This is a genomic window from Gilliamella sp. B14448G11 (assembly GCF_016101765.1).
In the GTDB taxonomy this organism is placed as follows: Bacteria; Pseudomonadota; Gammaproteobacteria; order Enterobacterales; family Orbaceae; genus Gilliamella; species Gilliamella apicola_N.
In genome coordinates this window covers 1-24,920 of record NZ_JACFPX010000020.1, presented here as the reverse complement: position 1 = coordinate 24,920, position 24,920 = coordinate 1, and the positions used below count along the sequence as shown (strand labels likewise).

At 31.7% G+C, this 24,920-nt stretch carries 32 protein-coding genes; 19 read left to right on the top strand and 13 right to left on the bottom strand.

Annotation, left to right across the window (positions count from 1 at the left end; genetic code table 11):
* Nucleotides 1-3: 3 nt before the first annotated feature.
* On the bottom strand, nt 4-1,149 hold the full coding sequence (gene rlmC / locus H3S88_RS11430) for a 23S rRNA (uracil(747)-C(5))-methyltransferase RlmC (protein ID WP_198228923.1): 1,146 nt from the start codon (nt 1,147-1,149) through the stop codon (nt 4-6).
* Nucleotides 1,150-1,362: 213 nt separating this feature from the next.
* Between rlmC and map the strand changes: the two genes are divergently transcribed.
* Nucleotides 1,363-2,151, top strand: a complete 789-nt coding sequence (gene map, locus H3S88_RS11425) for a type I methionyl aminopeptidase (RefSeq protein WP_198228924.1) — start codon at nt 1,363-1,365, stop codon at nt 2,149-2,151.
* Nucleotides 2,152-2,404: 253 nt separating this feature from the next.
* Here the strand turns inward: map and H3S88_RS11420 are convergent, their stop codons facing one another.
* Nucleotides 2,405-3,274, bottom strand: coding sequence for a co-chaperone YbbN (locus tag H3S88_RS11420; protein ID WP_198228925.1), 870 nt, complete (start codon nt 3,272-3,274; stop codon nt 2,405-2,407).
* A 27-nt stretch (nt 3,275-3,301) separates the two neighbouring features.
* Complete coding sequence (locus H3S88_RS11415) at nt 3,302-4,072, bottom strand: SDR family oxidoreductase (protein ID WP_232352537.1); 771 nt, start codon at nt 4,070-4,072, stop codon at nt 3,302-3,304.
* Nucleotides 4,073-4,173: 101 nt separating this feature from the next.
* On the opposite strand from H3S88_RS11415, the gene H3S88_RS11410 reads away from it, so the two are divergent.
* Nucleotides 4,174-4,866 carry a 5'-methylthioadenosine/adenosylhomocysteine nucleosidase gene (locus tag H3S88_RS11410; RefSeq protein ID WP_198228927.1) on the top strand — a complete coding sequence of 231 codons (693 nt, stop codon included), beginning with the start codon at nt 4,174-4,176 and terminating at the stop codon, nt 4,864-4,866.
* Between the two features lie 27 nt (nt 4,867-4,893).
* Here H3S88_RS11410 and rnd read toward each other — a convergent pair whose 3' ends face one another.
* Together rnd and H3S88_RS11400 are read right to left on the bottom strand one after the other, a co-directional pair.
* Nucleotides 4,894-5,976 carry a ribonuclease D gene (rnd, locus tag H3S88_RS11405; protein ID WP_039128821.1) on the bottom strand — a complete coding sequence of 361 codons (1,083 nt, stop codon included), beginning with the start codon at nt 5,974-5,976 and terminating at the stop codon, nt 4,894-4,896.
* Nucleotides 5,977-5,987: 11 nt separating this feature from the next.
* Entirely contained in the window at nt 5,988-7,157 is a 1,170-nt protein-coding gene (locus H3S88_RS11400) for a metallophosphoesterase (RefSeq protein ID WP_198228928.1), read from the bottom strand.
* A gap of 71 nt (nt 7,158-7,228) precedes the next feature.
* On the opposite strand from H3S88_RS11400, the gene cmoA reads away from it, so the two are divergent.
* Nucleotides 7,229-7,960 carry a carboxy-S-adenosyl-L-methionine synthase CmoA gene (gene cmoA, locus H3S88_RS11395; protein WP_198228929.1) on the top strand — a complete coding sequence of 244 codons (732 nt, stop codon included), beginning with the start codon at nt 7,229-7,231 and terminating at the stop codon, nt 7,958-7,960.
* A gap of 33 nt (nt 7,961-7,993) precedes the next feature.
* Nucleotides 7,994-8,962 carry a tRNA 5-methoxyuridine(34)/uridine 5-oxyacetic acid(34) synthase CmoB gene (gene cmoB, locus H3S88_RS11390; RefSeq protein WP_198228930.1) on the top strand — a complete coding sequence of 323 codons (969 nt, stop codon included), beginning with the start codon at nt 7,994-7,996 and terminating at the stop codon, nt 8,960-8,962.
* A gap of 397 nt (nt 8,963-9,359) precedes the next feature.
* Here cmoB and H3S88_RS11385 read toward each other — a convergent pair whose 3' ends face one another.
* The 3 genes from H3S88_RS11385 to H3S88_RS11375 all read right to left on the bottom strand — a co-directional run bounded on the left by H3S88_RS11385 (nt 9,360) and on the right by H3S88_RS11375 (nt 11,398).
* Nucleotides 9,360-9,785, bottom strand: coding sequence for a hypothetical protein (locus H3S88_RS11385; protein WP_198228931.1), 426 nt, complete (start codon nt 9,783-9,785; stop codon nt 9,360-9,362).
* A 513-nt stretch (nt 9,786-10,298) separates the two neighbouring features.
* Entirely contained in the window at nt 10,299-10,505 is a 207-nt protein-coding gene (locus tag H3S88_RS11380) for a hypothetical protein (protein ID WP_025315619.1), read from the bottom strand.
* Nucleotides 10,506-10,678: 173 nt separating this feature from the next.
* Entirely contained in the window at nt 10,679-11,398 is a 720-nt protein-coding gene (locus H3S88_RS11375) for an HAD family phosphatase (protein ID WP_198228932.1), read from the bottom strand.
* Nucleotides 11,399-11,514: 116 nt separating this feature from the next.
* Here H3S88_RS11375 and H3S88_RS11370 point away from each other — a divergent pair, with 116 nt between their 5' ends.
* A complete protein-coding gene (locus H3S88_RS11370; protein ID WP_198228933.1) occupies nt 11,515-11,649 on the top strand; it encodes a LysR family transcriptional regulator in 135 nt (44 codons plus the stop codon).
* Nucleotides 11,650-11,666: 17 nt separating this feature from the next.
* The gene (locus tag H3S88_RS11365; RefSeq protein WP_198228934.1) at nt 11,667-12,392 is read left to right on the top strand and encodes a LysR family substrate-binding domain-containing protein; all 726 of its coding nucleotides are present in this window, start codon (nt 11,667-11,669) and stop codon (nt 12,390-12,392) included.
* Between the two features lie 59 nt (nt 12,393-12,451).
* Here H3S88_RS11365 and H3S88_RS11360 read toward each other — a convergent pair whose 3' ends face one another.
* From H3S88_RS11360 to H3S88_RS11340, 5 genes are all read right to left on the bottom strand, one after another.
* A complete protein-coding gene (locus H3S88_RS11360) occupies nt 12,452-12,973 on the bottom strand; it encodes an SMI1/KNR4 family protein (RefSeq protein ID WP_198228935.1) in 522 nt (173 codons plus the stop codon).
* 1,136 nt (nt 12,974-14,109) lie between these two features.
* Entirely contained in the window at nt 14,110-14,433 is a 324-nt protein-coding gene (locus tag H3S88_RS11355) for a hypothetical protein (protein ID WP_198228936.1), read from the bottom strand.
* Between the two features lie 28 nt (nt 14,434-14,461).
* Complete coding sequence (locus H3S88_RS11350) at nt 14,462-14,980, bottom strand: hypothetical protein (protein WP_198228937.1); 519 nt, start codon at nt 14,978-14,980, stop codon at nt 14,462-14,464.
* Between the two features lie 1,105 nt (nt 14,981-16,085).
* The gene (locus H3S88_RS11345; RefSeq protein WP_198228938.1) at nt 16,086-17,087 is read right to left on the bottom strand and encodes a tyrosine-type recombinase/integrase; all 1,002 of its coding nucleotides are present in this window, start codon (nt 17,085-17,087) and stop codon (nt 16,086-16,088) included.
* A 24-nt stretch (nt 17,088-17,111) separates the two neighbouring features.
* Nucleotides 17,112-17,468, bottom strand: a complete 357-nt coding sequence (locus tag H3S88_RS11340; RefSeq protein WP_198228939.1) for a helix-turn-helix domain-containing protein — start codon at nt 17,466-17,468, stop codon at nt 17,112-17,114.
* Between the two features lie 142 nt (nt 17,469-17,610).
* Between H3S88_RS11340 and H3S88_RS11335 the strand changes: the two genes are divergently transcribed.
* The 13 genes from H3S88_RS11335 to H3S88_RS11275 all read left to right on the top strand — a co-directional run bounded on the left by H3S88_RS11335 (nt 17,611) and on the right by H3S88_RS11275 (nt 24,744).
* Nucleotides 17,611-17,850, top strand: a complete 240-nt coding sequence (locus H3S88_RS11335; RefSeq protein ID WP_025315541.1) for a MerR family transcriptional regulator — start codon at nt 17,611-17,613, stop codon at nt 17,848-17,850.
* A 1-nt stretch (nt 17,851) separates the two neighbouring features.
* Complete coding sequence (locus tag H3S88_RS11330) at nt 17,852-18,001, top strand: hypothetical protein (RefSeq protein WP_198228940.1); 150 nt, start codon at nt 17,852-17,854, stop codon at nt 17,999-18,001.
* An 87-nt stretch (nt 18,002-18,088) separates the two neighbouring features.
* The gene (locus tag H3S88_RS11325) at nt 18,089-18,391 is read left to right on the top strand and encodes a hypothetical protein (RefSeq protein WP_198228941.1); all 303 of its coding nucleotides are present in this window, start codon (nt 18,089-18,091) and stop codon (nt 18,389-18,391) included.
* Between the two features lie 26 nt (nt 18,392-18,417).
* The gene (locus tag H3S88_RS11320; RefSeq protein WP_198228942.1) at nt 18,418-18,633 is read left to right on the top strand and encodes a DUF2732 family protein; all 216 of its coding nucleotides are present in this window, start codon (nt 18,418-18,420) and stop codon (nt 18,631-18,633) included.
* Nucleotides 18,633-18,839 (top strand): TraR/DksA family transcriptional regulator, encoded by a 207-nt coding sequence (locus H3S88_RS11315; RefSeq protein ID WP_198228943.1) that lies wholly within the window; start codon nt 18,633-18,635, stop codon nt 18,837-18,839. The genes H3S88_RS11320 and H3S88_RS11315 overlap by 1 nt, the downstream gene beginning before the upstream one ends.
* Before the next feature lie 16 nt (nt 18,840-18,855).
* Nucleotides 18,856-21,009: a replication endonuclease gene (locus tag H3S88_RS11310; RefSeq protein ID WP_198228944.1), complete on the top strand. Its 2,154-nt coding sequence runs from the start codon at nt 18,856-18,858 to the stop codon at nt 21,007-21,009.
* A gap of 185 nt (nt 21,010-21,194) precedes the next feature.
* A complete protein-coding gene (locus tag H3S88_RS11305) occupies nt 21,195-21,374 on the top strand; it encodes a hypothetical protein (RefSeq protein WP_198228945.1) in 180 nt (59 codons plus the stop codon).
* 714 nt (nt 21,375-22,088) lie between these two features.
* Nucleotides 22,089-22,529 carry a D-Ala-D-Ala carboxypeptidase family metallohydrolase gene (locus H3S88_RS11300; protein WP_198228946.1) on the top strand — a complete coding sequence of 147 codons (441 nt, stop codon included), beginning with the start codon at nt 22,089-22,091 and terminating at the stop codon, nt 22,527-22,529.
* Nucleotides 22,526-22,873, top strand: coding sequence for a hypothetical protein (locus tag H3S88_RS11295; RefSeq protein ID WP_198228947.1), 348 nt, complete (start codon nt 22,526-22,528; stop codon nt 22,871-22,873). The genes H3S88_RS11300 and H3S88_RS11295 overlap by 4 nt, the downstream gene beginning before the upstream one ends.
* A gap of 391 nt (nt 22,874-23,264) precedes the next feature.
* Nucleotides 23,265-23,468: a tail protein X gene (locus tag H3S88_RS11290; RefSeq protein WP_198228948.1), complete on the top strand. Its 204-nt coding sequence runs from the start codon at nt 23,265-23,267 to the stop codon at nt 23,466-23,468.
* Nucleotides 23,469-23,472: 4 nt separating this feature from the next.
* Nucleotides 23,473-23,850: a putative holin gene (locus H3S88_RS11285; RefSeq protein WP_198228949.1), complete on the top strand. Its 378-nt coding sequence runs from the start codon at nt 23,473-23,475 to the stop codon at nt 23,848-23,850.
* A complete protein-coding gene (locus H3S88_RS11280; protein ID WP_198228950.1) occupies nt 23,847-24,128 on the top strand; it encodes a phage holin family protein in 282 nt (93 codons plus the stop codon). The genes H3S88_RS11285 and H3S88_RS11280 overlap by 4 nt, the downstream gene beginning before the upstream one ends.
* Nucleotides 24,129-24,312: 184 nt before the next feature.
* Nucleotides 24,313-24,744, top strand: a complete 432-nt coding sequence (locus H3S88_RS11275; protein WP_198228951.1) for a phage tail protein — start codon at nt 24,313-24,315, stop codon at nt 24,742-24,744.
* Nucleotides 24,745-24,920: the final 176 nt, after the last annotated feature.

The window sequence follows — 24,920 nt, the reverse complement described above, 5'->3', positions numbered from 1 at the left end:
TAATTATTTTTTCGCTAATAAAACTAAAATTTCCATATGTGATGTATGAGGGAACATATCAAATAGTTGAACCTTTACTATTTGATAATTGGATAAAAAGGTTAGATCCTCGGTTAACGAAGTCAAATTACAACTGGAATATAAAACATAGTTTGGTTTAACATTTTCTAAATATTGCATCAAATCTTTACCTGCTCCACGACGAGGAGGATTAAGTAAAACTAAATCAGGTATATCTTGCGTAGCAATGGCGTACTGTGTTGCATCGAGTGATTTGAATGTCAAATGTTTAAAATCTAAAATATTTGCTGTTTTTGATGCGCACTCAATAGCATCAGAATTAATTTCGATACCTGTTAATTTAATATCATTTGAAGCGGCATTATTGACACAACTCAAACCAAACCCGCCTACCCCACAAAAGAGATCCCAAATAGAGTTAATTGGCAGAGTTGCAACCCACTCGCTTGCTGTTTTATAAAGGTTTTCCGCGATATAAGTATTCGTTTGAAAAAAACTTTTGGACTTAATATACAGTGGAACATGATTTAATGTCATAGGTAAAAAAGCATTATGAGTTAGAACAATTTCTTGTTCACCTTCTAAAATTGCTGCATGCTTAGGTTGAATATTAATTGACACAACAAGTAAATTTTGAATCTTCTCTTGCAACTGTTTATAGGTATCTCTGATTTTTTTAACGAATTTATCTGATTTTACAACAAACCTTAACATATATTTATGTTCGCCTGCACTGACGCTCTCGTTGATAATTACAAATTTCAATTCGCCTTTTCGCTTATTGATATTATAAGGAACTAAACCCTGTTTCCGAATGTAACTACGAACTATTTTAAGGATGCTTTGCATACTGTGGGTATAAAGAGGACAATCACATAAATCAACAGTTTCATAAGCATTTTGAATACCTAATACTGGTTTTTCAACGGTTCCAAGCACAGCCATTTTAGCTTTATTACGAAAAGCTGCCTCGCGACTCGCAAAAGGAGATTTAACGTCTAATGGTTTAAAAGGAATTAATTGTTCTAAAATTTTATTTTGTTTAATTTCAAGTTGAGTTGGATAAGAATAGTCAATCCACTGACAAGATGAACATTTATTTTGTTGATAATAACTACATTGCATCACTATATAACCTTTTTTTATAATCAATAATTATATACTTAAACTATGCTAATAAATATTAGTTTTCAATTTTATACTAAAACGTACCCTTAACATGAAACTTCTTTACAAAAAAATTATGTATTTAATTCACACAACTAATTTATTAATCGCGATGATTTGACGAAATAATGGTATATGATAGGATATTGCCATGAAAATTACAGGAACACTCTAATGTCTATTAAATTAAAAACCCCCGCTGAAATTGAAAAAATGCGTATAGCAGGAAAACTTGCTGCTGAAGTATTAGAAATGATTGAACCTTATGTAAAACCAGGTATTAGTACTGGTGAGCTTGATAAAATCTGTTACGATTATATTGTTAATGTTCAAAAAGCTATACCTGCCAATATTGGTTATAGTGGTTATCAACATACTACTTGTATTTCAATCAATGATGTCGTTTGTCATGGTATTCCAAGTTTTGATAAAAAATTAAAAGATGGCGATATTTTAAATATTGATGTAACTGTTATTAAAGATGGTTATCATGGTGATACGTCCCGAATGTACATAGCGGGTAAACCCACTGTTGCTGGAGAAAAACTTTGCCAAGTTACCCAACAAAGCTTATATGAGGCAATAAAAATTATCAAACCGGGTATTCGTTTAAAAGAAATTGGTAAAACAATCCAAAAATATGTTGATAAATTTGGTTTTTCATCAGTCCGTGAATATTGTGGTCATGGTATTGGCGAAGTGTATCACGATGAACCGCAAGTTCTACATTACGATGCAGATGATGGCGGTGTGATTTTGAAGTCAGGGATGACCTTTACCATTGAACCAATGGTGAATACTGGTGATTGGCGAACACGTACAATGAAAGACGGTTGGACAGTGAAAACTAAAGACCATGGTCTTTCTGCCCAATATGAACACACTCTTTTAGTGACGGATAATGGTGTTGAAATTTTAACATTGCGTAGCAATGAAGACTTTTCACGAATTATTGAACATTAAATAGAGAAAGATTCAACAATTTTATTATTGTTGAATCTCCTCATTTCTCAAAATTTATCCAATACTCTTAGATTCGAGTTTTTTTCCTCTAATTTCTTGTTTAATTCATCAACTTTACTTTTATATATTTTTTCTTTCAAAATTTTAATATAAGGTTGCCATAGTTGATGAGAATAACAATCAAGGCTCAATATAGAAAGTAACCACATTAACATGTGTAGCCAAAATCGTTTATACTTTGGTTTCATAAAAATTAATATAAAAGTGTATAAAGTTTACGGCGATAAGCACTTGCTAAAGGATTACTTGTTCCAAGAGCAGCAAGCAGATCTAGTAATGTTTTTTTCACCTGTCCATCCCCAGCATTAAGATCATGAGTTAATGGTTTAAATAACAATTCTAGTGCTTCTTCATGTCGCCCTACTTGCATTAATTGTGATGATAATTGAATCATAAGTTCAATATTATCAGGTTGTTTGGCAAGTTCAGCTTGTAATTGTTGAAGTTCAGGCGAATTGGCTGCTTGCTCAAGCAATTCAATTTCAGCTTGCAATCCATGAAAATCAGAGTCTTGATCTTGCAGAGGAATTGTTGCTAATACCTCTTTAGCTTCACTAAGCTGTTTTTGTTCTATTTGAGCTTTAACTAACATTAAGGCGATATCTGTTCTTGGTTTACCTAAATGATCGGTTAATGTTTTCCATGCTTGTCTTAATAATGGTAAAGCCTGTTCATATTTGGCTTCATTAAACAAATTTTGTGCTTCAATCCATTTAAGTTCATCTTCATTTGGTAGAACTTTCTCTAAAAACGCTCTAATCGTTTCTTCTGGTTGTGGACCTTGGAAACCATCAACAGGTTGTCCATTTTGAAATAAATAAACAGTTGGGATAGCGCGTAAACCAAATTGTGCAGCTAACATCTGCTGCTCATCACAATTTACACTGGCTAATACAAACTGCCCAGGATATTCATTTGCTAAATTAGTTAATGTTTGTGTCATTGCTTCATAATTTGGGCTTCTAGGAGACCAAAAATAAAACAACACTGGATATTTAGAAGAGATTTCTATAACCTCTTGAATATTTTGCTCATTAACATCAAAAATGAATTGGTTTTGCATAATATGTCCTAGTAATATGATGAGTTATTATTTGTTCTTTAAAATTTTATCCATTAATCTATCTGGAAGCAAACGTTTAGCAATGGCTGCAATTTTAGTTACTTTTGTTACCCTGTAACGTATTTTGGGTTTCGGATGTTCTAACGCATGAAACAAATAGGGCAAAACAGCTTCAGGAGGCAGAGTAAAACGTTTTGCAATTGGCGGATTTTTCACAATATTTTCTTTTTCTGTTTGATTAACATTATTAGAGAAATAAGTTTTTAATGGACCCGGCTCAATTAAACAAACTTTAATACCTGTGTTACTCAATTCTAATCGTAATACATCAGACCAAGCTTCTAATGCATATTTACTTGCACTGTATGCGCCTCGACCTGGTGTAGCTATAATACCAACAATTGAACTTGTTTGAATAATTCGACCTGCATTTTGTGATAACATGGCTGGCAATAGTAGCTGAGTCAACTGATGCACACCAAAAAAATTGGTAGAAAATTGTGATTCTAACTGCTCACGATTTATGCTATTTAATCGTCCATAAACACCAAAACCAGCGTTATTAAATAATGCGTATAACCTACTCTCTGTTAATGCTAATACTTCTTGTGCTGCATGAGTAACTGACTCAGGATTATCTAAATCAAGCAGAACACATTCAAATCCTTGCTCCATGAGTTTTTTTTGATCAGCTTCTTTACGGCATGAGGTAATGACACGATATCCACGTTTTTTAAGGGCAATCGCTGAAATTAAGCCAATCCCACTAGAACAACCCGTAATAAAAATCGTTTGCAACTTTGTTTGCTCCGTTATATTCAAATATTGTCAAGTTTGTTTATAGCAATTATGATAGCACAACTAAATTCAAGTTACTTATTGTAAACCAAGAGGATCAAATGAAAATTGCCATTATTGCCGCAATGGAAGAAGAAGTTGCTATACTTAAAAGCAAAATAACCCATTACCATGTAGAACGCCATCTAGAATACGACTTTCATCTTGGCCAAATCGCAAATTGTGAAATTGTTTTACTGCAATCTGGTATTGGTAAAGTAGCTGCGGCATCTGGTACTACTTTATTATTAAATAATTATAAAGTTGATGCTGTAATCAATACGGGATCGGCAGGAGGACTCTCTTCAGAACTCAATATTGGCGATATTATTGTGTCAAAAGAGGTATTTTATCATGATGTTGACTTAACCGCTTTTGGTTATAAGCCTGGACAAATGTCCGGTTGTCCGGTTGCTTTTGAAGCCGATTCAAAGTATCAGTTATTAGCCAAAACTAGCATTAAAAAACATGGTGTTAATGCAGTTGAAGGATCAATTGGTAGTGGTGATGCTTTTATAAATGGTAAATCTAATTTAGAAAGAATAAGGCAAACTTTCCCTGACGCAATTGCGGTTGAAATGGAGGCTGCGGCAATCGGTCATATTTGTTGGTTATATAAGACGCCATTTGTCGTAGTTCGTGCAATTTCAGATAATGGGGATAGTGAATCTGCTGTTGATTTCCAATCTTTTTTGAAAGTAGCTGCAGCTCAATCATCATTGATTGTTGAATCAATGTTAAGTGAGCTTGCTTAAAACGCCCATTACCAATATTTATAAAAGTTATAAGCCATATGGTCTAAATAAAGGCTCTCTCCAACCAGATAACAGTTCTGGTTGGCTTCCATTTTTATCTGCTTGCCATTTTACATATTGATTAATTAATCGCCGTGAAAGTAATAAATCTTGATTCAATCCAGTATGAGAACATATATCTTGGGCGATAAGTTTTAATTCATCACTAATTTTTTTGTAATTAGGGTAACTCGTCACCCTACAAATCGGCGATAATTCCGGAATAGGTTCTGACAAAATATTTAATATTTTCTGTCCATATAAACGAATTTCTTTCCCTTTCAAGCCTAAATTACCCAATTGTGCTAATGAAGTTGGCGAGTATCGGGCAATATTCCATAATGTCTTTTCATGTACCACAAAATTCAATGCTAAATCTTGTTCTTTCGCTAATTTATAACGCCAACTGGCTAATTTATATAATTGTCCTAAACTTCGCCCTTTTAATTGCCAACTGTTTTTGATATTCAAATAAGCATCATTTGGATCTATTGTTTCACATTTACGGGCGACAACCATTTGGCTCTCTTGATAGGCTGCTTCTAAATATCCTTTTGAGGTTAATTGTGCTTTTAAAATATTGACTAAAGGATACAAATACAATACATCATTAATCGCATATTCACATTGTTTATCCGTCAATGGTCTCTTTAGCCAGTCAGTTCTCGTTTCACTTTTATCGAGTTCCACCTGTAAATATTTATTAACTAAGTTTGCATAACCACTACTTAGTGGATTATCCAAAAATGAAGCCAAGATTTGGCTATCAATGATAGGTGTTGGAATAGAGCCGAACTTATGAAAAAAAACTTCAAGATCTTCGCTACAGGAATGAAAATACTTTTCAATGTTAGGATTACTTAAAATGCTTAAAAAAGCATGCCAATCAGTAATATTAATCGGATCAATGAGCGCTGCGTGCTCACCATTAAAAACTTGTAAAAGTCCTAAATGAGGATAGAACGTTCGTGTACGAACAAATTCAGTATCCAAGGCCAAAGCAGTACTGTTTCCGATTTTTGAACAATAATCAATTAATTGCTCATTATTAACTATATATTGATAAGACAAAGTTTAAATTCCTACATAGAAAAATTAAAGAACTCAGTGGGTTTTTCATCAAATGTTACGTCAATGACGACTATTTCAGAACGTGTCATTAAGCGAATTGGAGGTCCCCAAAAACCAAATCCACTACTTACAATACTGGTAAAATGCTGTTTTGTATTTTTATATATTCCATAATTATTTTTATAGATTAATTTTTCAATAAGGTTAATGGGAAATACTTGCCCAGCATGGGTATGCCCAGAAATCATTAAATCGACACCTAAATTTGCAGGTTCATTGAGATCATGTGGTTGATGATCTAACAAGATAATCGGTTCGTCGGTATTAGAAAACATGATTAAATCTGACAATGATGCTCGTTTAATATCATAATTCGATGAAGAAAAATCATCCCGACCGATGAAAGTAATACCTACGTTATCAAGATAAACGACATCATCCTTTAAAACTTTCATATCAGCGTGTTTAAAAGCATTGATAATATCTTGTTCATGATTATTTTCTTCTTTAATATTCAAATATTCATGATTACCAAAAATAATATAGGTTCCATATTTTGACTTAAATTGCTGAAATTGTTTATCAAAACCTTTTTCAGTAAAAGGTTGTAACCGTCTATCCAAAGTATCGCCAGTAATTACAATAAAATCTGCATTGAGTTGATTTACTTTATCAACCATGTCTTGAATTCTATCAGAAGAAGTCATGTCATTAATATGAATATCACTCAATTGCACAATACGCAGTTTATTGACCTTTGCCCTTTTATCAATTTTAACTTGATAGTTAACTACGCTAGGCTCTATCGCCATTTCATGACCGTAATAAAATAATGAAAAAACACCAAGAATATACACAACTTTAGTTGCTAATTGAGGTTTTAATCTTTGTTTACTGATCCAACGCCCAATATCAAAAATTAATGACATAAAAACACTGCAAATCATTATTGCACAAACATTATTTAAGATTAGTGGAAGCCAATATGTTGAAATGTTTTCAGATAACCTTGATAAGACAATTGATAACCCAGCCATAATAACAACTGTCCAATAAACAATTTGGTAATAACTTGTTAAAGAAAAGTTAAACCAAAACTGCCATCGTTTTCCCAAATAGACAGCCATTAAGCCACTAATGATAATAGCTATAGAAATGGCTATGAAAGCTGCAATAGTCATAATTATCCAAACAATATAAGTCAAAAAATGTTATGATAACAGAATTTATTTTAATAGCACCAATATGTTTTATGAATATTAAAAAAGATCAATTATTTTCAACCCCGATTGATAAATTAGGCGATTGGACATTCGATGAAAAAGTCGCTGAAGTATTTCCTGATATGGTTCAACGTTCCGTACCGGGGTATTCAAATATTATTTCCATGATTGGTATGCTCGCAGAAAGATTTGTTCAACCCAATTCAACAATTTATGATTTAGGTTGTTCATTAGGAGCAGCTACGCTATCCATTCGTCGGAATGTCAATGAAAAAAACTGCCGTATTATTGCTGTTGATAATTCACAGCCAATGGTCGAACGTTGTAAAAGACATATTGAATCTTATAAAGCCAATACCCCAGTCGAAGTGATTTGTGACGATATTTGCAATATTGATATGCAAAACGCCTCAATGGTGGTACTGAATTTTACTTTACAATTTTTAACACCTGAAAATCGCCAAAAAGTTTTAAATAAAATTTATCAGGCATTAAAACCTAATGGGATCTTGGTTCTATCTGAAAAATTTAGTTTTAATGATTCAACCGTTGATGAACTGCTGTTTAATATGCATCATGACTTTAAACGTGCAAATGGTTATAGCGAACTTGAAATTAGTCAAAAACGAAACATGCTAGAAAACGTCATGCTTACTGATACCATTGAAACCCATAAAAAACGTCTATCTGATGCGGGTTTTAAACATATTGATACTTGGTTTCAATGTTTTAATTTTGGCTCAATCATTGCCATTAAATAACGCATTAATTTACTTTATTAAAAGGAAAAAAGAATGATTGATTTTGGTGATTTTTACCAGATTATCGCAAAAAATAAACTGAGCAAATGGCTTGAAGTATTACCTGCACAACTTGCCAATTGGCAAAAAAGCAATATTGATAACCGCTTTAATCAATGGCTCAACAGTATTAAACATCTACCTACGATTAAACCTTATCAAATTGATCTATTAAATAGTGTAACGGTCGAAAGTGAACAACCGATTTCAATCGGTGACCAACAACGTATTACTCAATTGCTTAAAAATATGATGCCTTGGCGTAAAGGCCCTTTTCATCTTTATGGGATTAATATCGATACTGAGTGGCGTTCAGATTGGAAATGGGAACGATTGATTCCTCATATTAATAATCTTGCAGGAAAAACAGTTTTGGATGTGGGGTGTAATAGTGGTTATCATTTATGGCGAATGGTTGGAGCAGGCGCTAAGCTAGCGGTTGGTATTGATCCTATGGCACTTTACCTTTGTCAATTCGAAGCGATTCGCAAATTGTTGGGTAACGATCAACGTGCTCATTTATTACCGCTTGGAATAGAAGAACTGCCTAAACTCAATGCGTTTGATACCGTATTTTCTATGGGCGTTTTATATCACAGACGTTCTCCTTTGGATCATCTATTTCAATTAAAAGATCAATTGATTGATGGTGGGCAACTAGTACTTGAAACTTTAGTTATTGATGGTGAGCTACATCAAGCGTTAATGCCAGGCGAACGTTATGCGCAAATGCGAAATGTCTATTTTATTCCATCGGTTCCAACGATGATTAATTGGTTACATAAATGCGGATTTTCTGATGTTAAGATGGTTGATAAATCAGTAACGAGTTTGGACGAACAACGTAAAACCGAATGGATGACATCAGATTCATTAGCTGATTTCTTAGATCCAAATGATTCAAGTAAAACCATTGAAGGCTACCCTGCACCAATGCGGGCAGTATTTATAGCTAAGAAATAAGATTAATTAAGCAACCAACCAACCTCTCATTCTGTTGAAAAGCCCATTTTCTAAGGATGAGCGGTTAACTGATTAAATCAAATATCGTTAACTTTTAGCCCTGATAAATAACTAAAATTAATTGTAAAAGTACTCTTTAAAACTTTCTGATTTCTATTTTTTAATCACTTTTATAGAATGATTTATAATGTGGAAATTAGGGTTAACAATCAATAATATTTACCATTTTTATCTAGAGTACTTCAAAAAATAATGAAAATTGTAAAAAAGTTTGAGGAAAACTATACGTTTCAGTATAAAACCTATTTATTGATCATTAACCAATACTTTTCGCTATCATCTATATAAGTTAATCTGCACACAATATTTACAGTTAATTATTTGAAACTAGCTCATTTTATGAACAAATCTCATTCATTGAAAGTATTGCGGGTACAATTCGATGATCAGTATATTCAAAACGAAATAGAAAACGAATATCATAATGATTTAGTACATTAATCAAATTTTCGTTATGACAAAATTCATGATTAAATCTTATCCGCAGATCTTCCGCAAGGTATTGCGCAAGTATGGTTTGGCTATCGGATGGGATTTTAAATTCAAATAAAATATTGTTGCTATTATAGCTAATATTAGTAATTTCGGTGCCATCTGCTGTTTTGAAAGGAAATTTGCCCTTTTTACCTAATAGGGAACTTTTTGCACTCTCAACAATCGCTGAACTTACTTTATCAACCGAAAGTATATCATCATCGCTATAAACGGGAGAAAACACCATAATTCCAGAAAGCAATACCATTAATTTAACCAAATTTCTCATTATTTTATCCTTTAATCCTGCTTTATCACTCTTTTTAGTAAAATGAAGTTTATTCTGGTATACCTCTATATCAATAGATGATAAGAGTAATATTTTATCTTTTTTAATTATTATTTAAATAAATGAAATTTGTTAATTATCATACACAAAATTTTAGAAAAAAAGAGTATCTAATAAATTTATATTTGTCGTTTTAGTCAATATTGCTAATCAATCATTTTTGCGTTGAACCCCACAAATAGAGTGGAATCAGATAAAAAATAAATTTTTATTTATCTGTTACGTGACATTGTCACATTTATAAAGGCTTGGTCATCTCTGTTTTGATGCGTTTAACCATATTTGTTAATCATTTTATCCATTAAAGTAGGCATAGATAATGATTAAGCGAAAAAGCGTTAAATACCAAATAGATAGTTGGTGTAATAATAAATATTAAGGTGTGATTATATTGATTGAATAAAGGACATAAAAAAGGTAACCCAATGGTTACCTTAAGATATAACTAAAAGATTATTTCTTATTTGGATGAGGATCTTTAACAGAATCACCCTGACCTGACATAATATACCAGCCATTTTTACTATGAGGTTTTTTATTATGATCTGGGCAAGGAGGTAACGATTTTTTACTCTGGTTTGAATATACATAGCCACAATCAGCACATTTAAAAGTGCCAGCTGAAGCATCACTACCGTATGCAGCAAATTTTTGTACCATTATAAGCTCCTCCAGTAAATTAATATGAATGATAAGTCCATACTTATCACTTTTATATATAAACGCTGATCTAGCAATAAATCAAGCTAAGAAATGGTTTTATTTTGACCATTTTCATTATTTAAGCATTATTAAAATAGTTAATTTACAAAAAAATTAATTTGAGCAACTTATCACGGATTTATATAAGTTAATTGATGCTGGTCATCAAAACTTATCATAATTTGACCATTAGGATGAGTAACAATTTTTACGGCCGAAAAATCAGTAATTGTGAATTGTGAATTGTGAATTGTGAATTGTGCACCAACACTTAATAAGTTCTCTCCCCCAATGCCAACACAATATGTATCTGCTGCTACAGCAGATTTTACGCCACTTGAGGAATCTTCAAATACAATTGTATGATTGACTGGAATATTTAATCGCTTAATTGCCAAAAGATAAGGATCTGGATAAGGTTTACCTTTAGTGACATCGTCTCGTTCTACAATTACAGAAATACAGCCATCGACTTTCAATAATTTTATGACGGAATCAATTTTTTGACGCCACCCACTTGTAACAATTCCGATACGAATACCTACTTTATGCAATGCTAAAATAAGTTCAGCTACACCATCGATAGGTTTATAGATAGCTGTATTTTCGATATATATTATATAATCTTGAACTTTTTGCTGATCGGCTGCTGACAAATCGCCAAATAGTGCTGAAATGGTATGGGGTCCAGGTTGACCATGAATATGCTTAATCATTTCATCATTTGAAATTTCCCTGTCATACATCTGTGCCACTTCACACCAAGCCCTTTCAATTACTGAGTTAGAATCAATTAATACACCATCCATATCAAATAAAACAGCATTAAAATTTTTTATAATATTATTCATAACCTTTATCCTTAATTTATACGAGATTTAAATCATCATTTCTGTTATCTTTAACAAAAAACATCATAAATAGGATTTTAGGTTATATATAATTCCAATTTTTTAGGATTCTATAGATGCAAGGAATAGATCTAAAGTTATTACGAGCCTTTGTAAAATTGGTCGAAAAAGGCAATTATAGTGTAGCGGCTAAATCGTTGTTTGTTACTCAACCAATCTTAACAAAACAGATTCAAGCTTTAGAAACGTAACAGGTGGACAAATATTTTTGCGAGGGCGACACGGTGCAACTTTAACCTCTTTTAGTAGTCAATTATTTGTCAAAGCAAAATCCATTTTACAATCGCATGATAATTTTTTAAGTTATATCAAGCAACTTAACCAAAGTGAACAACAGATTTTATCTATTGGATTTAACCTATCATCATTTGTAAAAGTACCCTTATGGATTGACCAATTCTCTAAGTGCGAGCCCAATTGTGAAGTACGACTGAATCATCTACCATCAAGTATTCAAATTGACATGCTACTTGAAGGATCCTTACAAATCGGCTTTGTACGCTTGCCAGTAGACAACAAGCTGGCTACTCAAGTTATTTGTCATGAAATGCTGGCACTCGCCATACCTGAAAATTATCCGAAAGATCTGAGCAATAGCTTGCAAGAGATATTAAACCATTACTCATTATATCAACTTGATAACATTACCTACCCTTGTCTAGCAGCGCAAACCGAACAATTTTTACAAAGTAATCTATTAAGAGCCAACAAAATTTTTGTAAAAGGTGATCTGACAACACTGCTAGCATTAGTTGCTAGTGGTAACGCTGTCACCTTAATTCCTCAAAGTATGCAACAATTCCTACCGGCAAATGTTAAACTCCTCATTCCTGAACAAAATACTGTTCAATGGGAAATTGCAATGGTTTGGAATCCCAAAATTAACAATGATTATCGTGATAACTTTATAAAAATCGTCAATACTCAAAATTAATCAGCAAAACTTTAATAAGTTATAAAAAATCTTATGCAATTTAAATAAGTTTTAATTGTTTATCTTCTCGAAAAAAAATACCAAACAATACAAATTGCTCCGACCATAATAAAAGTTTTAACTAAACGATTTTTTATATTATTACTTACCTTTTTTATCTCAACTGCATCGATGAATTGATCGAATGATTGAATAAAATCATCAAATGAATTGGAAATATGAGATATCCCCTGTTCTTCATTCGACCATAGATAAATAGTTCCATAGTCGTCCTCTTTTAATGAAATTAAATAACTATTAAGGTTATGATCGTAAGCAAAAGGTAACATGAATTGCAATTCTGGATTTTCAATCAATAGTTCATTATATATTCGTGTTATGGTCGAATGGCCATATTTGATGCTATAAAAACCACTCAAATATTCACAATTAAGATCATTTACTTTAGGAAAATCCCCACCATTAAATTCATGGAAAAAATCAAGAAAAGAAGAAGGAATTTTCGCATCAAATAATCGGTTGAAATCAATAATATCTTCGTAGGTTAATTTTTGTTGACTATTCTCAAGTATCAATGCCATTTTGTATTTCCTTTTTAATACTAACTATTTTTTTCCTATAGTAATCACCCCATGACATATACAATTCTGATATTAATAGTTCAATGATGTATCGTTTATATACCTAGAAAATCATTATAAATCATGCAAATAACCATATCCATTTTTAGAATTAAAGATGATAATTAAAAAATAAAAATAGCATTGCGAGCGTCTATTAGATCTTATTTCATAATAATAATCAGATGGAGAATGTTTTTGCCGTTCTATGTGATTAACTGAACTGATTGTAACAGAAAACTTGAACAAATTTTTGTCGATTTTGTCCTTTTTGATTTTATTAAGAAGATAAATACAAAGTAGTCTTATAACTTTGAGAATTTACATAAAAATTGGGATGTTGTTCACAATTGAACATTTAAATAAAAAGTATTATTTTGCTTATAACAATTAATTACTGATTTTCCAGTATTTGTTTTGGCGTTTCCATAATCAAGAAAGCTATCACAATCCAAATTAAAAATTGGATCTATGCCTATCTTCCTTGTTCTGATTTACAATAAAATGGCATTGTATCTACCAATTAAATGATTTTATATTATTTAATATGTTAACAATTTCAAAAAATTTATTATTTTAAATGTTAGTCGTTTTTTAAGTCATCTCAATTCCAACATTCGATGATTCTTAAAATAATATTGTTTTGATTTTCCATTATTATTTACATAATAACGTAAAACCAACAACTAACTTCGCTAAAAAGTTTGAGGTCACGCCTGTATTTTAGTATAAAATATCAAAATAACTTTATATCTAATGTTAGATATAACTATCATTATTGGATAATTGATTGGTTTAAGTCTTATCATATTTAGATATATATTCTCACAGTGATATATCCTTAAAATTATTCTAGTTATATTAATACACCTCTCGCTTGTGTACTTGCTCACCAAATCATACATTATGATTTAACATTAAACTGAAATAATTGGAGATTTTATTTAAAGTTAAAAACCTTAGGCTAATATGTTCTGATTGTTGATATTATTAGCCAAATGACTATAAAATCATTAAATGTTAGCCATCTATTTTTATTTGGTAATGGATTTAAGTGCGATTTGCAATAGGAATAATTTATTGAAAATTCGATGAATTTAATCATCATATTGTAAAAAAGCATCATTTTCAAAAAAGAAAACAAAAGAATTAAATAAATCATCTAATGTTGGATTATCTAATTGATCGTTAGCTACATCAATAATACTTTCAATATCGGCTTTTTCTAATGTTGGTATCCAATTTGCTTCAATAGCTTGCTTAGGTAAATTAATCTGGTAATCATTGTCAATATCCTCATCTTCACAAAAGAATCCTATTGTATCAAGTGTCCAAGATTTTGAATCAGGAGGCAGATAAAACCAATCATTTGACATGTTTTCAATATTAATTAAGGCATCTTGTATAGATATTAAAGGCATTTTTACTCCTTAATATTTATGAATAATCCTATTTGTCTTGTTTTCTATTTTCTTTTACTAATGTATTGGGATAGATTTGAAAATAGCGCTTAAACGAAACAGGACATGTCACCAAAGGGGAATATTTTAAAACCCATGGTAAACTTTTAATCGGCTTGCTAAACAGCTTAATTATCCAACCATCGCTACCGTTTGGGAACATAAATTTAAAACTTATGGAATTGTCATTTAGAATTTTAATATCGCCAACTTTGAAAATACTGGGTGTTAACCAACCATGCTGACCACCAATAATAACATGATCAACAATTTTTTTACTCTGAGAATCAAGTAAATATATGTACAACTCTTCGTCATAAAGTCCCATATCAATATCGATGACAAACAATAAGAGATAACGATTGTTATAAAGATAAGCTGCTTTTAAATCACAAACTTCCAGTTTGTCATGAAAACAAACACCATCGACTTCAACCTGCGCACCTATTACGCCCTTTTTATTGCGAGGTAACGCTTTTAAAATAATATTGGATAGTGGTTCTATCATGATCATTTCCTAATAAAAATGCTTAACTCTTATACAATAATATTAACAAAGAACTTTATCAATATAAAAGTAGAGATATTCATTATTAGAATAATCAAAATAGTAAATTAGATCTTCTTATAAATAACATAGGTTACAAAAATAAATTTACTTAGTACTATATGAACATTTTGCGATTAATAGTAACAATACTTCTTTTTTTAAATGTAGTGTACTGAAAAATAAAATTATTATTCAATATATGTTAACAGAATATTCTCATCTCTAATGCTTTTGTCAGTACTGACAATATTTTTTTAAAAATAAGTTAGAAAGGATGTTAATGATTATAATCTATGTTATCAACAAGACAATAATATTCAAGCAAGATTACTTTTTCAAAAACTATATGGCAAATCACATCATAATTTAGGTTTAAAAATTATTTTAATATTTCAATTGGCAATACTGTAATTGAGATATCAGAACTAAAATTTTGATATTAAAAAAAATATGCCTTTTTAAAGTAGTAATAATATGACAATTTCATTGGATCGACCGACCACTCAAATTACTACTCCTCTAAAAAATAAGCCAAAATAAAATAAAAGAAATCCTTCCTTTTAAAATAATTACCTGAAGTTAACGAACCAATCATACTAACAATTAATTCAAAAGTTACAACAATCATCTTTCAATTAAATCTAATATCTCAATATCACAATATCATCCGAACGTAACTCTATAGGATCATTAGTTTCTTTAACATAAATGGCAAATTATGTCAGTTAATAAATTTCATATTTATTGCACCTATTTTTTTAAAATACTTTTCTTATTTTTTGTGATATTGGACATTCCAATTTTTAATTGCTGACAATATAGATAAAAATCGTATTAAAAAAGCAAAATAAAAACTAATAGGACTTGAACCAGTGACCAATCGATTATGAGTTTTTTGGATAGAGGTTTTAAATCAACAACTTAGTTATTAATCAATTAGTTAATTATGCATATAAAAACATATTAAGCACTATAAAATCATTTTCGATCGCCAATTTACCGCCATTTTTTATTTAATTTAGTTTATTATTATTGAAATAATAATGACTCAATCTCTCTTTAATTAATCATGGTCTAACGGATTTAATTTCACGGCATCTTCGAAGTGATCTGGGGCAAAATGAGCGTAGCGCATGGTCATTTTTATATCGGTATGGCCTAAGATTTTTTGCAGGACTAATATATTGCCACCATTCATCATAAAGTGGCTCGCAAAAGTGTGGCGTAATACATGTGTTAATTGTCGATCAGGTAGCTCAATACCAGTTCTATCTAATGCCGAGCGAAAGGCCGAATAACAAGCAGTGAAAAGCTGGCCATTTTTATTGGGAATTTGTTGAAATAACTCATCACTAATCGGAATTGTGCGGTTACGTTTACCTTTAGTATTAATGTAGGTAATCTTTCTGTTCTTAACTTGAGCGCTTTTTAAGCTTTCAGCTTCACTCCATCTGGCCCCTGTTGCCAAACAAATTTTAACTATAATGGTTAAATCGGTTGCACTACTTTGCTGACAAGAATTGAGTAATGATTGAATTTGTTCTTTGGATAAATAAGCCATCTCTTGTTCATCGGTTTTAAATGAACGAACGAGTTCCAAAGGATTTTTATGCTGCCACTCCCCTAGCCGAATTAACTCATTAAACATGGCTTTAAAATAAGTTAATTCAAGGTTCATCGTTCTAGGAGCAACCGTTTTAATGCGATCAGTTCGATATATCTCACCATCAATCCGCTTTTGGCGATAAGTTGTAAATTGTTTTGCAGTGAAATTTGTTGCTAATGGATTGTCCATACAATCACTGGCAAAAAGCATTGCTTTTAATCGAGTTTGGCCATCTTTTAAGGTTTGACCATGTAGTGAATACCAGCTTTGGATTAATTCAGATAAACGACGCTTATCAATTTTTTCATTAATCCATGGTTTTTGATTTGCTTGTTCTTCAAGATAATTTTCATATGCTAATGCTTCTCCTTTGGTGGCGAAGTTTTTACGGATCCGACGACCACCAGGAAGATATTTTTCAAATAACCATTTACCATTAGGTTGTTTTCTTACTGACATAAGTACAATTAGTCCTTTGCTAATCTAAATCAATTGTCCTTTTAATTCGCTAAACTCTTGTTCAGTAATGGCTCCCTTATCTTTTAAGCTTGCCAACCGCTCAAGTTTAACTAAAGTTTCATCGGAAATAACCGCTTCTTTAGATTGCTCAGCTGGTTTAAATTGTCCTTCACCAGTCGCTAACCATTGTAATGATGCACCAGTTTCATCCATACATTTGACAACAAGATCAGAAGGAAAGAGATCTCGTCGATAACGAATTGATAAACTTGCTGCTGATGTCCCTAAATAATTGCTATATTCGGCTTTGGATTTAAACCCATAAGCCTCAATAATTCTATCTAATACTTTAGCACCACCAGAATTAAAATTAATACTCATCTTGAATTAAGCCTAAGTTAATTTAAAAATAAAAATATGATTGACATTAAGCTTTGCTTAATGATAAATTATATTTAGTTTAATTTTACATATAAATACACATAATTACACATAAGCATATTTATGTTAGGAATAATGCACTATGATGACAACAATTTCAATCACTATTTCTGCTCCTTACGTCACTGTTGATGAATTTGCTCGAGTTTCGGGCATGAATCCTCGTACTGTTAAAAAATATGTACATGAAGGATTGCTACCAACGCGAAAAAAAAGAATCACAGGCAAACATGACCGCTCAACAACATTAATTAATATGACCGCCCTTACGCTTGAAGGGGCGAAAGCATTTAATCCTGAACTAAATTTGATGGAGCAATAATATGAGTCAGGCCATCTATTTAAGTGAAAAATCGACTACCCAACCGTTAGTCATTTTTATTCAAACCAATAAGCATAATCCAAATGGTTGGATTGAAAAAAGTAATGGTAAAACGATTAAATTAAAGCAAATAAAGCATCTCCAAAACTAATTCAAACCATTTGATAAAGCCTTTGCCTTTTTCGAAAGACATAACTCTTTTTTGATGATTCAAACTACATTTATATAAGGAAGAGCGATGAATAATATTGAACAATCTCGTCAACTTGAACATATAAGACATCTATATCAATTAATTCATGGACATCGCAGTTTAGTACGCAGCAATTTTAATCGGTTAAAGCCTGGACAAAAAAGACTGTTATTAGCAGCCTCAGGTATAACATCATTAAACACAAGATTGTCGTATTCAGAACATAATCTAAACTTTGATCTGCTCAACGATAATGAAGTAGATAATTTAGAGATAGGACTTCGCCGTTTACAAGCCATTGTGGATGTTTTTACCCACTGTGAAGCACAAGATTTTACCAAACAATAATGAATATTAAGATAAGGAAAAAACATATGAACTCAAGCAATATCACTCAATCTAAATTACAGCATATATCGTTAAAAATTAAACAAGAAACCGAACAACGACTTTGTGATCTTTATATAAATCGCTTAATGCAAATAAGTGGTCATATTTTAGATCAGAATTTAACCGCTAGCGAAGTAAATGAATTGCTTTATCAAGAAGCAGAAAAACTTCGCCATCAAAGCTATGAGACTAATGCCTAATGAAAGATATTATAGACCAAGCAAATGATTTGGCTCAACTTGAACTCGATAATCTAATTGCTAATCGCCAAACCTTTACCGGCGAATCAGCAATAGATTGTATTGAATGTGACGAGCCAATCCCTGAAAAACGTAGACAATTGATAAAAGGTTGTCAACTTTGTATTGATTGTCAAAGTCTAAAAGAACTGCGTACCAAACGATAACAGCTACCGAGAATTTATGACCAGTCAATCTTTCTCTTTACCTTTTATTACAGCTAAAAATAAGCATTCTCTATTATTAGCTATGCGTGATTATTATGAAAATACAGGGCAATATTTACCTAATAAAAAATTAGCAAGAACGCCAATAGCCCAGCTTGATTATAGAAAAAAAATGCCACAATCTATCAGCTATAATGAAATTAAATTGTGGCAAGTTGATCAAGAAGACCACCCATTCCGAGCTCAATTCTTTAGTGATTTACCTGATTTTTTAGCTGGTTATTTTGCTGATAAATATATCAATCTTTTTCAAGCTGAAGGAAGAAAACAAGCCAACCGTTTTTTACGACAAACTTTAGGTGGCAATATTCAGGCAAGATTATCGCAAGTCAAAGCTCGTTACCAAGTAGACAAACCCAGTGCCTTATCAATAAATTTTACCGAGGAATTTGCCCAATTAGCCACATTATGTACAAAAAAGCTAGCAAAATTAAGTGTTGACATAGCCAATTATCTGAATAAACACATCCAGACCCGTCTTGCAGATCAGGCCTTTTGTTTGAAAGCGAATTATATTGAAAGCAATAGTTTGGAGCAAAATCTCTATCGTAGTGTTTTAAAAGAACTAATTGGTATTAACATTATTCCACCCTATTTTAATGATTTTAAAAATCACAAATTAACCAATGATAATTGTATTAAAGCATTAGCTAAAATAACCAATCATGAGTGGTGGCAGCGTAAATTAAAAACTCGCCGAGATTTTGAACATGAACATTTAGCAATTGCCGTAGGTCAAGTGCAAAAAAAGGCATCACCTTATGCTAGTCGTAGCTGTCAAATGAAATGGCAAGAGCAAAAACGTCGCAATCAAAAATATCTGGAAAAGATGGCGATAGAAAATCCAGAAACGGGTGAACAAATATCATTAGATTTACAAGTTTATAAATCAATTGCTAACCCAGCAATAAGGCGTGTGGAGCTTATGACACGCATGCGGGGCTTTGAAGATTTAGCAGATCAACTTGGTTATCAAGGTGCTTTTATAACCTTGACTGCACCAGCTAAATATCACAGTGCGCATGCTAAAGGTGGCTTTGTTGAAAACTGGCAAGGCAACACTCCACGAGAAACACAAGCCTACTTATGCAAAATTTGGTCACGAATTCGGGCTAAATTAAATCGTGAAAATATTCAATTTTTTGGTTTTCGGGTTGCCGAACCTCATCATGACGGTACACCTCACTGGCATATTTTAATCTTTATGCGTCCAAAAGATATTCAAAAAGCTTTTTATAGTATGTGGATATATGCTATGGATGAAGATGGGGATGAAAAAGGTGCTGCCATCAATCGTTTTGAATTTAAAGATATTGATAAACAAAAAGGATCTGCAACTGGCTACATCGCCAAATATATTGCCAAAAATATTGATGGATATGCACTAGAAAACGAAATTGATACTCAAACAGGCGAAAACTTAAAGCTATCATCTAAAGCGATTACCGCTTGGGCCAGCCGCTGGAAGATTCGCCAATTTCAACAATTAGGGGGAGCACCAGTCAGTGTATGGCGAGAACTGCGTCGTTTAAAAAATAAAAAAGTAGACAATAATATTATCGATCCAGTATTAGCATCGGCCGATATTGGTGATTGGGCCGCTTATACTACTCATCAAGGTGGACCATTAGTCAAACGCAAGGATATTAAAGTCCGGCTTGCTTATGAGGATAAAGTTAATCAATATGAAGAAATTATCAAAAAAATTAAAGGGGTCTATGCACCGATTCATGGTTTTTCATCTTTTATTTGCACCCGATTAATTAAATGGAAGCTAGTTCCCAAAAATAACAGTAATGGCGTAAAAACTAATGATACATTTTTATTGCGGGCGGAACGCACGCCTTGGAGTTCTGTCAATAACTGTACTCACACAGTTAATTTTGAACAACAACGACAGGCCATTAAACAACAACTGAAAATTATTGGTTTGCCAGATAATGATTTAAATGTGAATCATCTCTATTTAAGGCGAAGTATCAGGCTAAATGCACATCAGAGTCTAATATTAACTGACTACCTAAAAGGACTTCATTTAATAGTAAACAATCATTATATTGAGCTAAAAAAAAGGCCACCTAAAAACCATATCAATGACATTTTTAACTAAAGCAAAAAATACATTATTAATATTTCTTATTTAGTGAATCGTGTAACATTTAGACAATAAAATAGATAATTATCAATATACTAAATATTATTGACTACTTTGTTCTAAGTTTTTAAAAAATGACTTGATCGAAAAGATAATTATTATATACTGTATGTAGATACAGTATTTAAGGGTAACTAGAAATGAATGAGTTGGAAAAAATAAAAACAATAGAGCGCGTCGAATTACTTTCACGAATCATTACTGAACATATTCATTTACAGGAAAATGATAAAGACATAATAATGTTTTGGTTTCGTGATTTACTTGAGCCATTAAAAAAACAAATGACGACTAAACATCTTGATAACCCAAATAATTAATAATCACTTTAGGATAGTTGAAAATAGTGTAGACCACTTAACAACAATCATCAACTATCCTCCTATACCATACAAACCAATAATAAAAAACTACAATTTGAGAAAGCTTTATTTTGTATACTCAGATACCGCAATTTTATTAAATATTTGCCGATTGTTATTAATAAAATTCATATTAGCAATGACTATTTATATGAATTAAACCTTAATACTTAGATTTTTAATTAACATCGGCAACCGCCAAATACTAATTTATTTTAGTCAAAATAAATGATTTTAATTGTTTAAACAGTTACTACAAAATCCAGTCCGCAAAAACCCTCAATTATTTGATTAATAACAATTTTAAAAAGCTTATTTTTAATTAAATACTCATTATAAATTAGGAGAAAAGAGTGAAAAACTGTATAATTAAACAGTGTAAGAAATTACTTAAATTATCCTTTGATTCTTGATAACTGATATCAGGATTGGAATATACTTATTAAAAAAGGATAGTAAAAAATGATAACAAATTTCGCATTACAACATTAATTGCTTAAATGTATATTTTCGGCTTTTGCTAGAGCATTAGTCATTTTAGCGTTTAGCTGTTTTAATTGGCAATTTGAACTTACCTCCGGCATAACTATGACCAAGGTTATTGGTTCGGAGTCAACTTAATTTAAATTCGAAATAAAAATTAGTTAAATATATCAAAGGAGATGAAGAGTCATGAAATTAACCGAGCACTTCACATTAGAAGAATTTACTCGCTCAACAACAGCAACTCGACTAAAAATAGATAATCGTGTGCCAGATAACTTAATGGCAAATATTTATCTGACAGCTAACAAATTAGAATTAGTTAGAAAAGCTTTAGCTTATCCAATCATTATCTCATCTGGATACCGCAGCCTTGCTTTGAATTACCAAGTGGGTGGGTCGCAAACCAGTGCTCATACCAAAGGTTTAGCCGTTGATTTCAATTGTGCCTATGGCAATCCAAAACAAATTTGCCAACATTTAATCACTTCGGGGGTCGAATTTGACAAAATCATCCAAGAATATAATCAATGGGTTCATATTGAATTTAGTCACGTCAACCAACGCAGGTGTGTTCTTACAGCAGTAAAACAAAACGGCAAAACTATTTATTTACCAGGATTAGTATGAACAAAACCAACGTCACTATTGCTTTTGCCTTTATATTATTGTTTTTTATTATTAGCGATTTACTGCATGCTAAACGATTAGCAAACAATGAAGCCAGCCAATTGGCTCAAAAAGTAGTCCAATTGCAACAAACAATTATAAAAAATAATCAGATTATCTTTGACTATGAAAAAAACAAGCAGTATTTAGAACAACAATCGTTACAAAATCAGGAACAAATAAATGGTCAACTCAAAGAGAATTTTTGTGCTAACCAGCTGGTGCCTATGCCTATTTCTGGTAGCTTGTACAACCGAGCGAAAAATCTTCGTCAATCAACCAATACCCGCGAATTTACTCATTAGTTGTCAACCAAATTTGCCTCCTAATCCAATGACTTTTGGTGATAGCCTTACATACAACGAACATTTATTGCATATTATTGAAAAATGTAATGCTGATAAACAGGCTATTCGTGAGATTAATGAAACTGACAGCAACTAATTTTTTATTAACTGATCAACAATACTTTATCGTATTGTATGTCAATTTATTACAATTTTGATTAATTGCTTAAAAATGATTTAGCAACGACCATATTATTAAATAATCATTTATAACGAGTGACCCTCACACCTCGGCGGAGCAATGGTTTTAATAGAGCAATCCCCCTTGTTTTCCGCCGAGCCCTATTTATTGAAACACCATCAATGTCGCTGTTAAAAAAATCTAAATTAACTATGGAGTAATTGAAGAATGATAGTTTATACCATGCAAAATGAAACTATTGATGCATTAGCTTATCGTGTTTTTGGTAAAACAACGGGGATTGTGGAAATAATTTATCAAAACAACCCTAAGCTATGTGAATTACCAGCGATATTGCCTATGGGTATAGAAGTAAACGTACCGGAATCAGTACCTGAAAAAAACTCTAATTCTATTAATTTATGGGACTAATTTAATGACAGAGCCCACCAGTCTAACTTTTACTGCAATTATCAGTGCTTTTTCATTATCGATGATTTATCCTAACATTGAAAATGGTATTATTTTAGGTGCTCTTTGTGGTTCGATTTTATTAGTAATTAGTGAACAATGCATTTCCCGTTTGCGTCGTATCATCTTATTTTTTATTTCATTTGCTATGGGTTTGCTCTTAGCTGAAATGACACTGTATTTACTCATTCCGTTTTTTCCAATCAATATTCAAACTAAAATACCACCAGGCTTAGGTGCATTAGTTGCATCAGCTATTAGCGTTAAATTATTACTATGGTTAATTAAAAAATTTGATGATCCAACTGACATTATCAATAACTTTAGGGGCAAAAAATCATGATAACGACACTTAATGCTATTTTTTGTTTAATGATTGCTGTGCGATTATTTACTTTTGATCGCAACAATTGTCGCTACAAAGTTAGATACAGTTGGTTAGCTTGGTTGATGATAATATCAAGTGCTACTATCAGCTTATTTTCATTTTTCAATCTACCCCATCGTGCTTACCTAGCCCAAGTAGTGATGAACATAACATTATTACTCTGTTTATTAAAAAGCAAAGGCAATATAAGCACCTTTTGTCGTTCATCAAAATCGGTTAAGAACACCAATTAACAATGATAATAATAATTTAAAATAACCGATTAAGAAAATGAATAGCTATATTAGATATTTGGACTAATGCTATTAAATTGAGAATGGAGAATTGACAATTATTTTATTCCTCCTCATCTATCTTTCACTAAATTAGTGGGTTTAACAGTAACCAAAATTATTTATAAATATTAAAAGGATCTGTATGAAAAAAATTAATCATTTAAAAAAATATCTGTTTGAGAAAAATCTGCTGAACGATAATTCAACAACTAAAAATCAATTTACCATCAAAGATGGTATTGTTGAGCCTTTCTCTGTGGATAATTCAGGATTTAAATACCATTTTACATTAACTATATATTTAACTGGCTATTGCTACCCTTTTGAAGATTTAATCGCCAGTATAGTCAGCTGGATGCAAGCTAATCAGCCAGATGCCTTGATTAGCACACAATCACGTCAACGAGCAATTAAGTTTAATGTTACAAATATCTCTGGCAATCAGTGTGATTTAACAATTGAATTAGCATTGTCAGAACGGATTAAACCAATACAAAAGCAAGATAAATTGGAATTTAACTCATTAACTGATCGAATAATTTTGCAAGAATCATTAGAAAAGTATGGCTATTAATAACTGTTGCAAATAAAATGCTGACATTAGTATAGACATTTCAAATTTGATGACAAATAGATGCTTTTAGGGGCTTTAAAAAAGCCCCTATCTGAAGTGACCCCATAAAGTTGGACACTTTTATTAAGCGGCTTGTAAGGCCTGATTTCGATATTCAACCGGAGTCAGGCCTTTTA

Bases quoted from the DNA above. Each gene is read 5' to 3' on its own strand.
- H3S88_RS11350 (WP_198228937.1), bottom strand. From the start codon at position 14,980: ATGATAGAACCACTATCCAATATTATTTTAAAAGCGTTACCTCGCAAT.
- H3S88_RS11310 (WP_198228944.1), top strand. From the start codon at position 18,856: ATGACCAGTCAATCTTTCTCTTTACCTTTTATTACAGCTAAAAATAAG.
- H3S88_RS11335 (WP_025315541.1), top strand. From the start codon at position 17,611: ATGATGACAACAATTTCAATCACTATTTCTGCTCCTTACGTCACTGTT.
- H3S88_RS11340 (WP_198228939.1), bottom strand. From the start codon at position 17,468: ATGAGTATTAATTTTAATTCTGGTGGTGCTAAAGTATTAGATAGAATT.
- H3S88_RS11400 (WP_198228928.1), bottom strand. From the start codon at position 7,157: ATGACTATTGCAGCTTTCATAGCCATTTCTATAGCTATTATCATTAGT.
- H3S88_RS11410 (WP_198228927.1), top strand. From the start codon at position 4,174: ATGAAAATTGCCATTATTGCCGCAATGGAAGAAGAAGTTGCTATACTT.
- H3S88_RS11355 (WP_198228936.1), bottom strand. From the start codon at position 14,433: ATGCCTTTAATATCTATACAAGATGCCTTAATTAATATTGAAAACATG.
- H3S88_RS11385 (WP_198228931.1), bottom strand. From the start codon at position 9,785: ATGAGAAATTTGGTTAAATTAATGGTATTGCTTTCTGGAATTATGGTG.
- cmoB (WP_198228930.1), top strand. From the start codon at position 7,994: ATGATTGATTTTGGTGATTTTTACCAGATTATCGCAAAAAATAAACTG.
- H3S88_RS11375 (WP_198228932.1), bottom strand. From the start codon at position 11,398: ATGAATAATATTATAAAAAATTTTAATGCTGTTTTATTTGATATGGAT.
- H3S88_RS11285 (WP_198228949.1), top strand. From the start codon at position 23,473: ATGACAGAGCCCACCAGTCTAACTTTTACTGCAATTATCAGTGCTTTT.
- H3S88_RS11420 (WP_198228925.1), bottom strand. From the start codon at position 3,274: ATGCAAAACCAATTCATTTTTGATGTTAATGAGCAAAATATTCAAGAG.
- H3S88_RS11320 (WP_198228942.1), top strand. From the start codon at position 18,418: ATGAACTCAAGCAATATCACTCAATCTAAATTACAGCATATATCGTTA.
- H3S88_RS11300 (WP_198228946.1), top strand. From the start codon at position 22,089: ATGAAATTAACCGAGCACTTCACATTAGAAGAATTTACTCGCTCAACA.
- H3S88_RS11275 (WP_198228951.1), top strand. From the start codon at position 24,313: ATGAAAAAAATTAATCATTTAAAAAAATATCTGTTTGAGAAAAATCTG.
- H3S88_RS11380 (WP_025315619.1), bottom strand. From the start codon at position 10,505: ATGGTACAAAAATTTGCTGCATACGGTAGTGATGCTTCAGCTGGCACT.
- H3S88_RS11370 (WP_198228933.1), top strand. From the start codon at position 11,515: ATGCAAGGAATAGATCTAAAGTTATTACGAGCCTTTGTAAAATTGGTC.
- H3S88_RS11360 (WP_198228935.1), bottom strand. From the start codon at position 12,973: ATGGCATTGATACTTGAGAATAGTCAACAAAAATTAACCTACGAAGAT.
- H3S88_RS11330 (WP_198228940.1), top strand. From the start codon at position 17,852: ATGAGTCAGGCCATCTATTTAAGTGAAAAATCGACTACCCAACCGTTA.
- H3S88_RS11290 (WP_198228948.1), top strand. From the start codon at position 23,265: ATGATAGTTTATACCATGCAAAATGAAACTATTGATGCATTAGCTTAT.
- map (WP_198228924.1), top strand. From the start codon at position 1,363: ATGTCTATTAAATTAAAAACCCCCGCTGAAATTGAAAAAATGCGTATA.
- H3S88_RS11325 (WP_198228941.1), top strand. From the start codon at position 18,089: ATGAATAATATTGAACAATCTCGTCAACTTGAACATATAAGACATCTA.
- H3S88_RS11305 (WP_198228945.1), top strand. From the start codon at position 21,195: ATGAATGAGTTGGAAAAAATAAAAACAATAGAGCGCGTCGAATTACTT.
- H3S88_RS11295 (WP_198228947.1), top strand. From the start codon at position 22,526: ATGAACAAAACCAACGTCACTATTGCTTTTGCCTTTATATTATTGTTT.
- H3S88_RS11315 (WP_198228943.1), top strand. From the start codon at position 18,633: ATGAAAGATATTATAGACCAAGCAAATGATTTGGCTCAACTTGAACTC.
- H3S88_RS11280 (WP_198228950.1), top strand. From the start codon at position 23,847: ATGATAACGACACTTAATGCTATTTTTTGTTTAATGATTGCTGTGCGA.
- cmoA (WP_198228929.1), top strand. From the start codon at position 7,229: ATGAATATTAAAAAAGATCAATTATTTTCAACCCCGATTGATAAATTA.
- H3S88_RS11345 (WP_198228938.1), bottom strand. From the start codon at position 17,087: ATGTCAGTAAGAAAACAACCTAATGGTAAATGGTTATTTGAAAAATAT.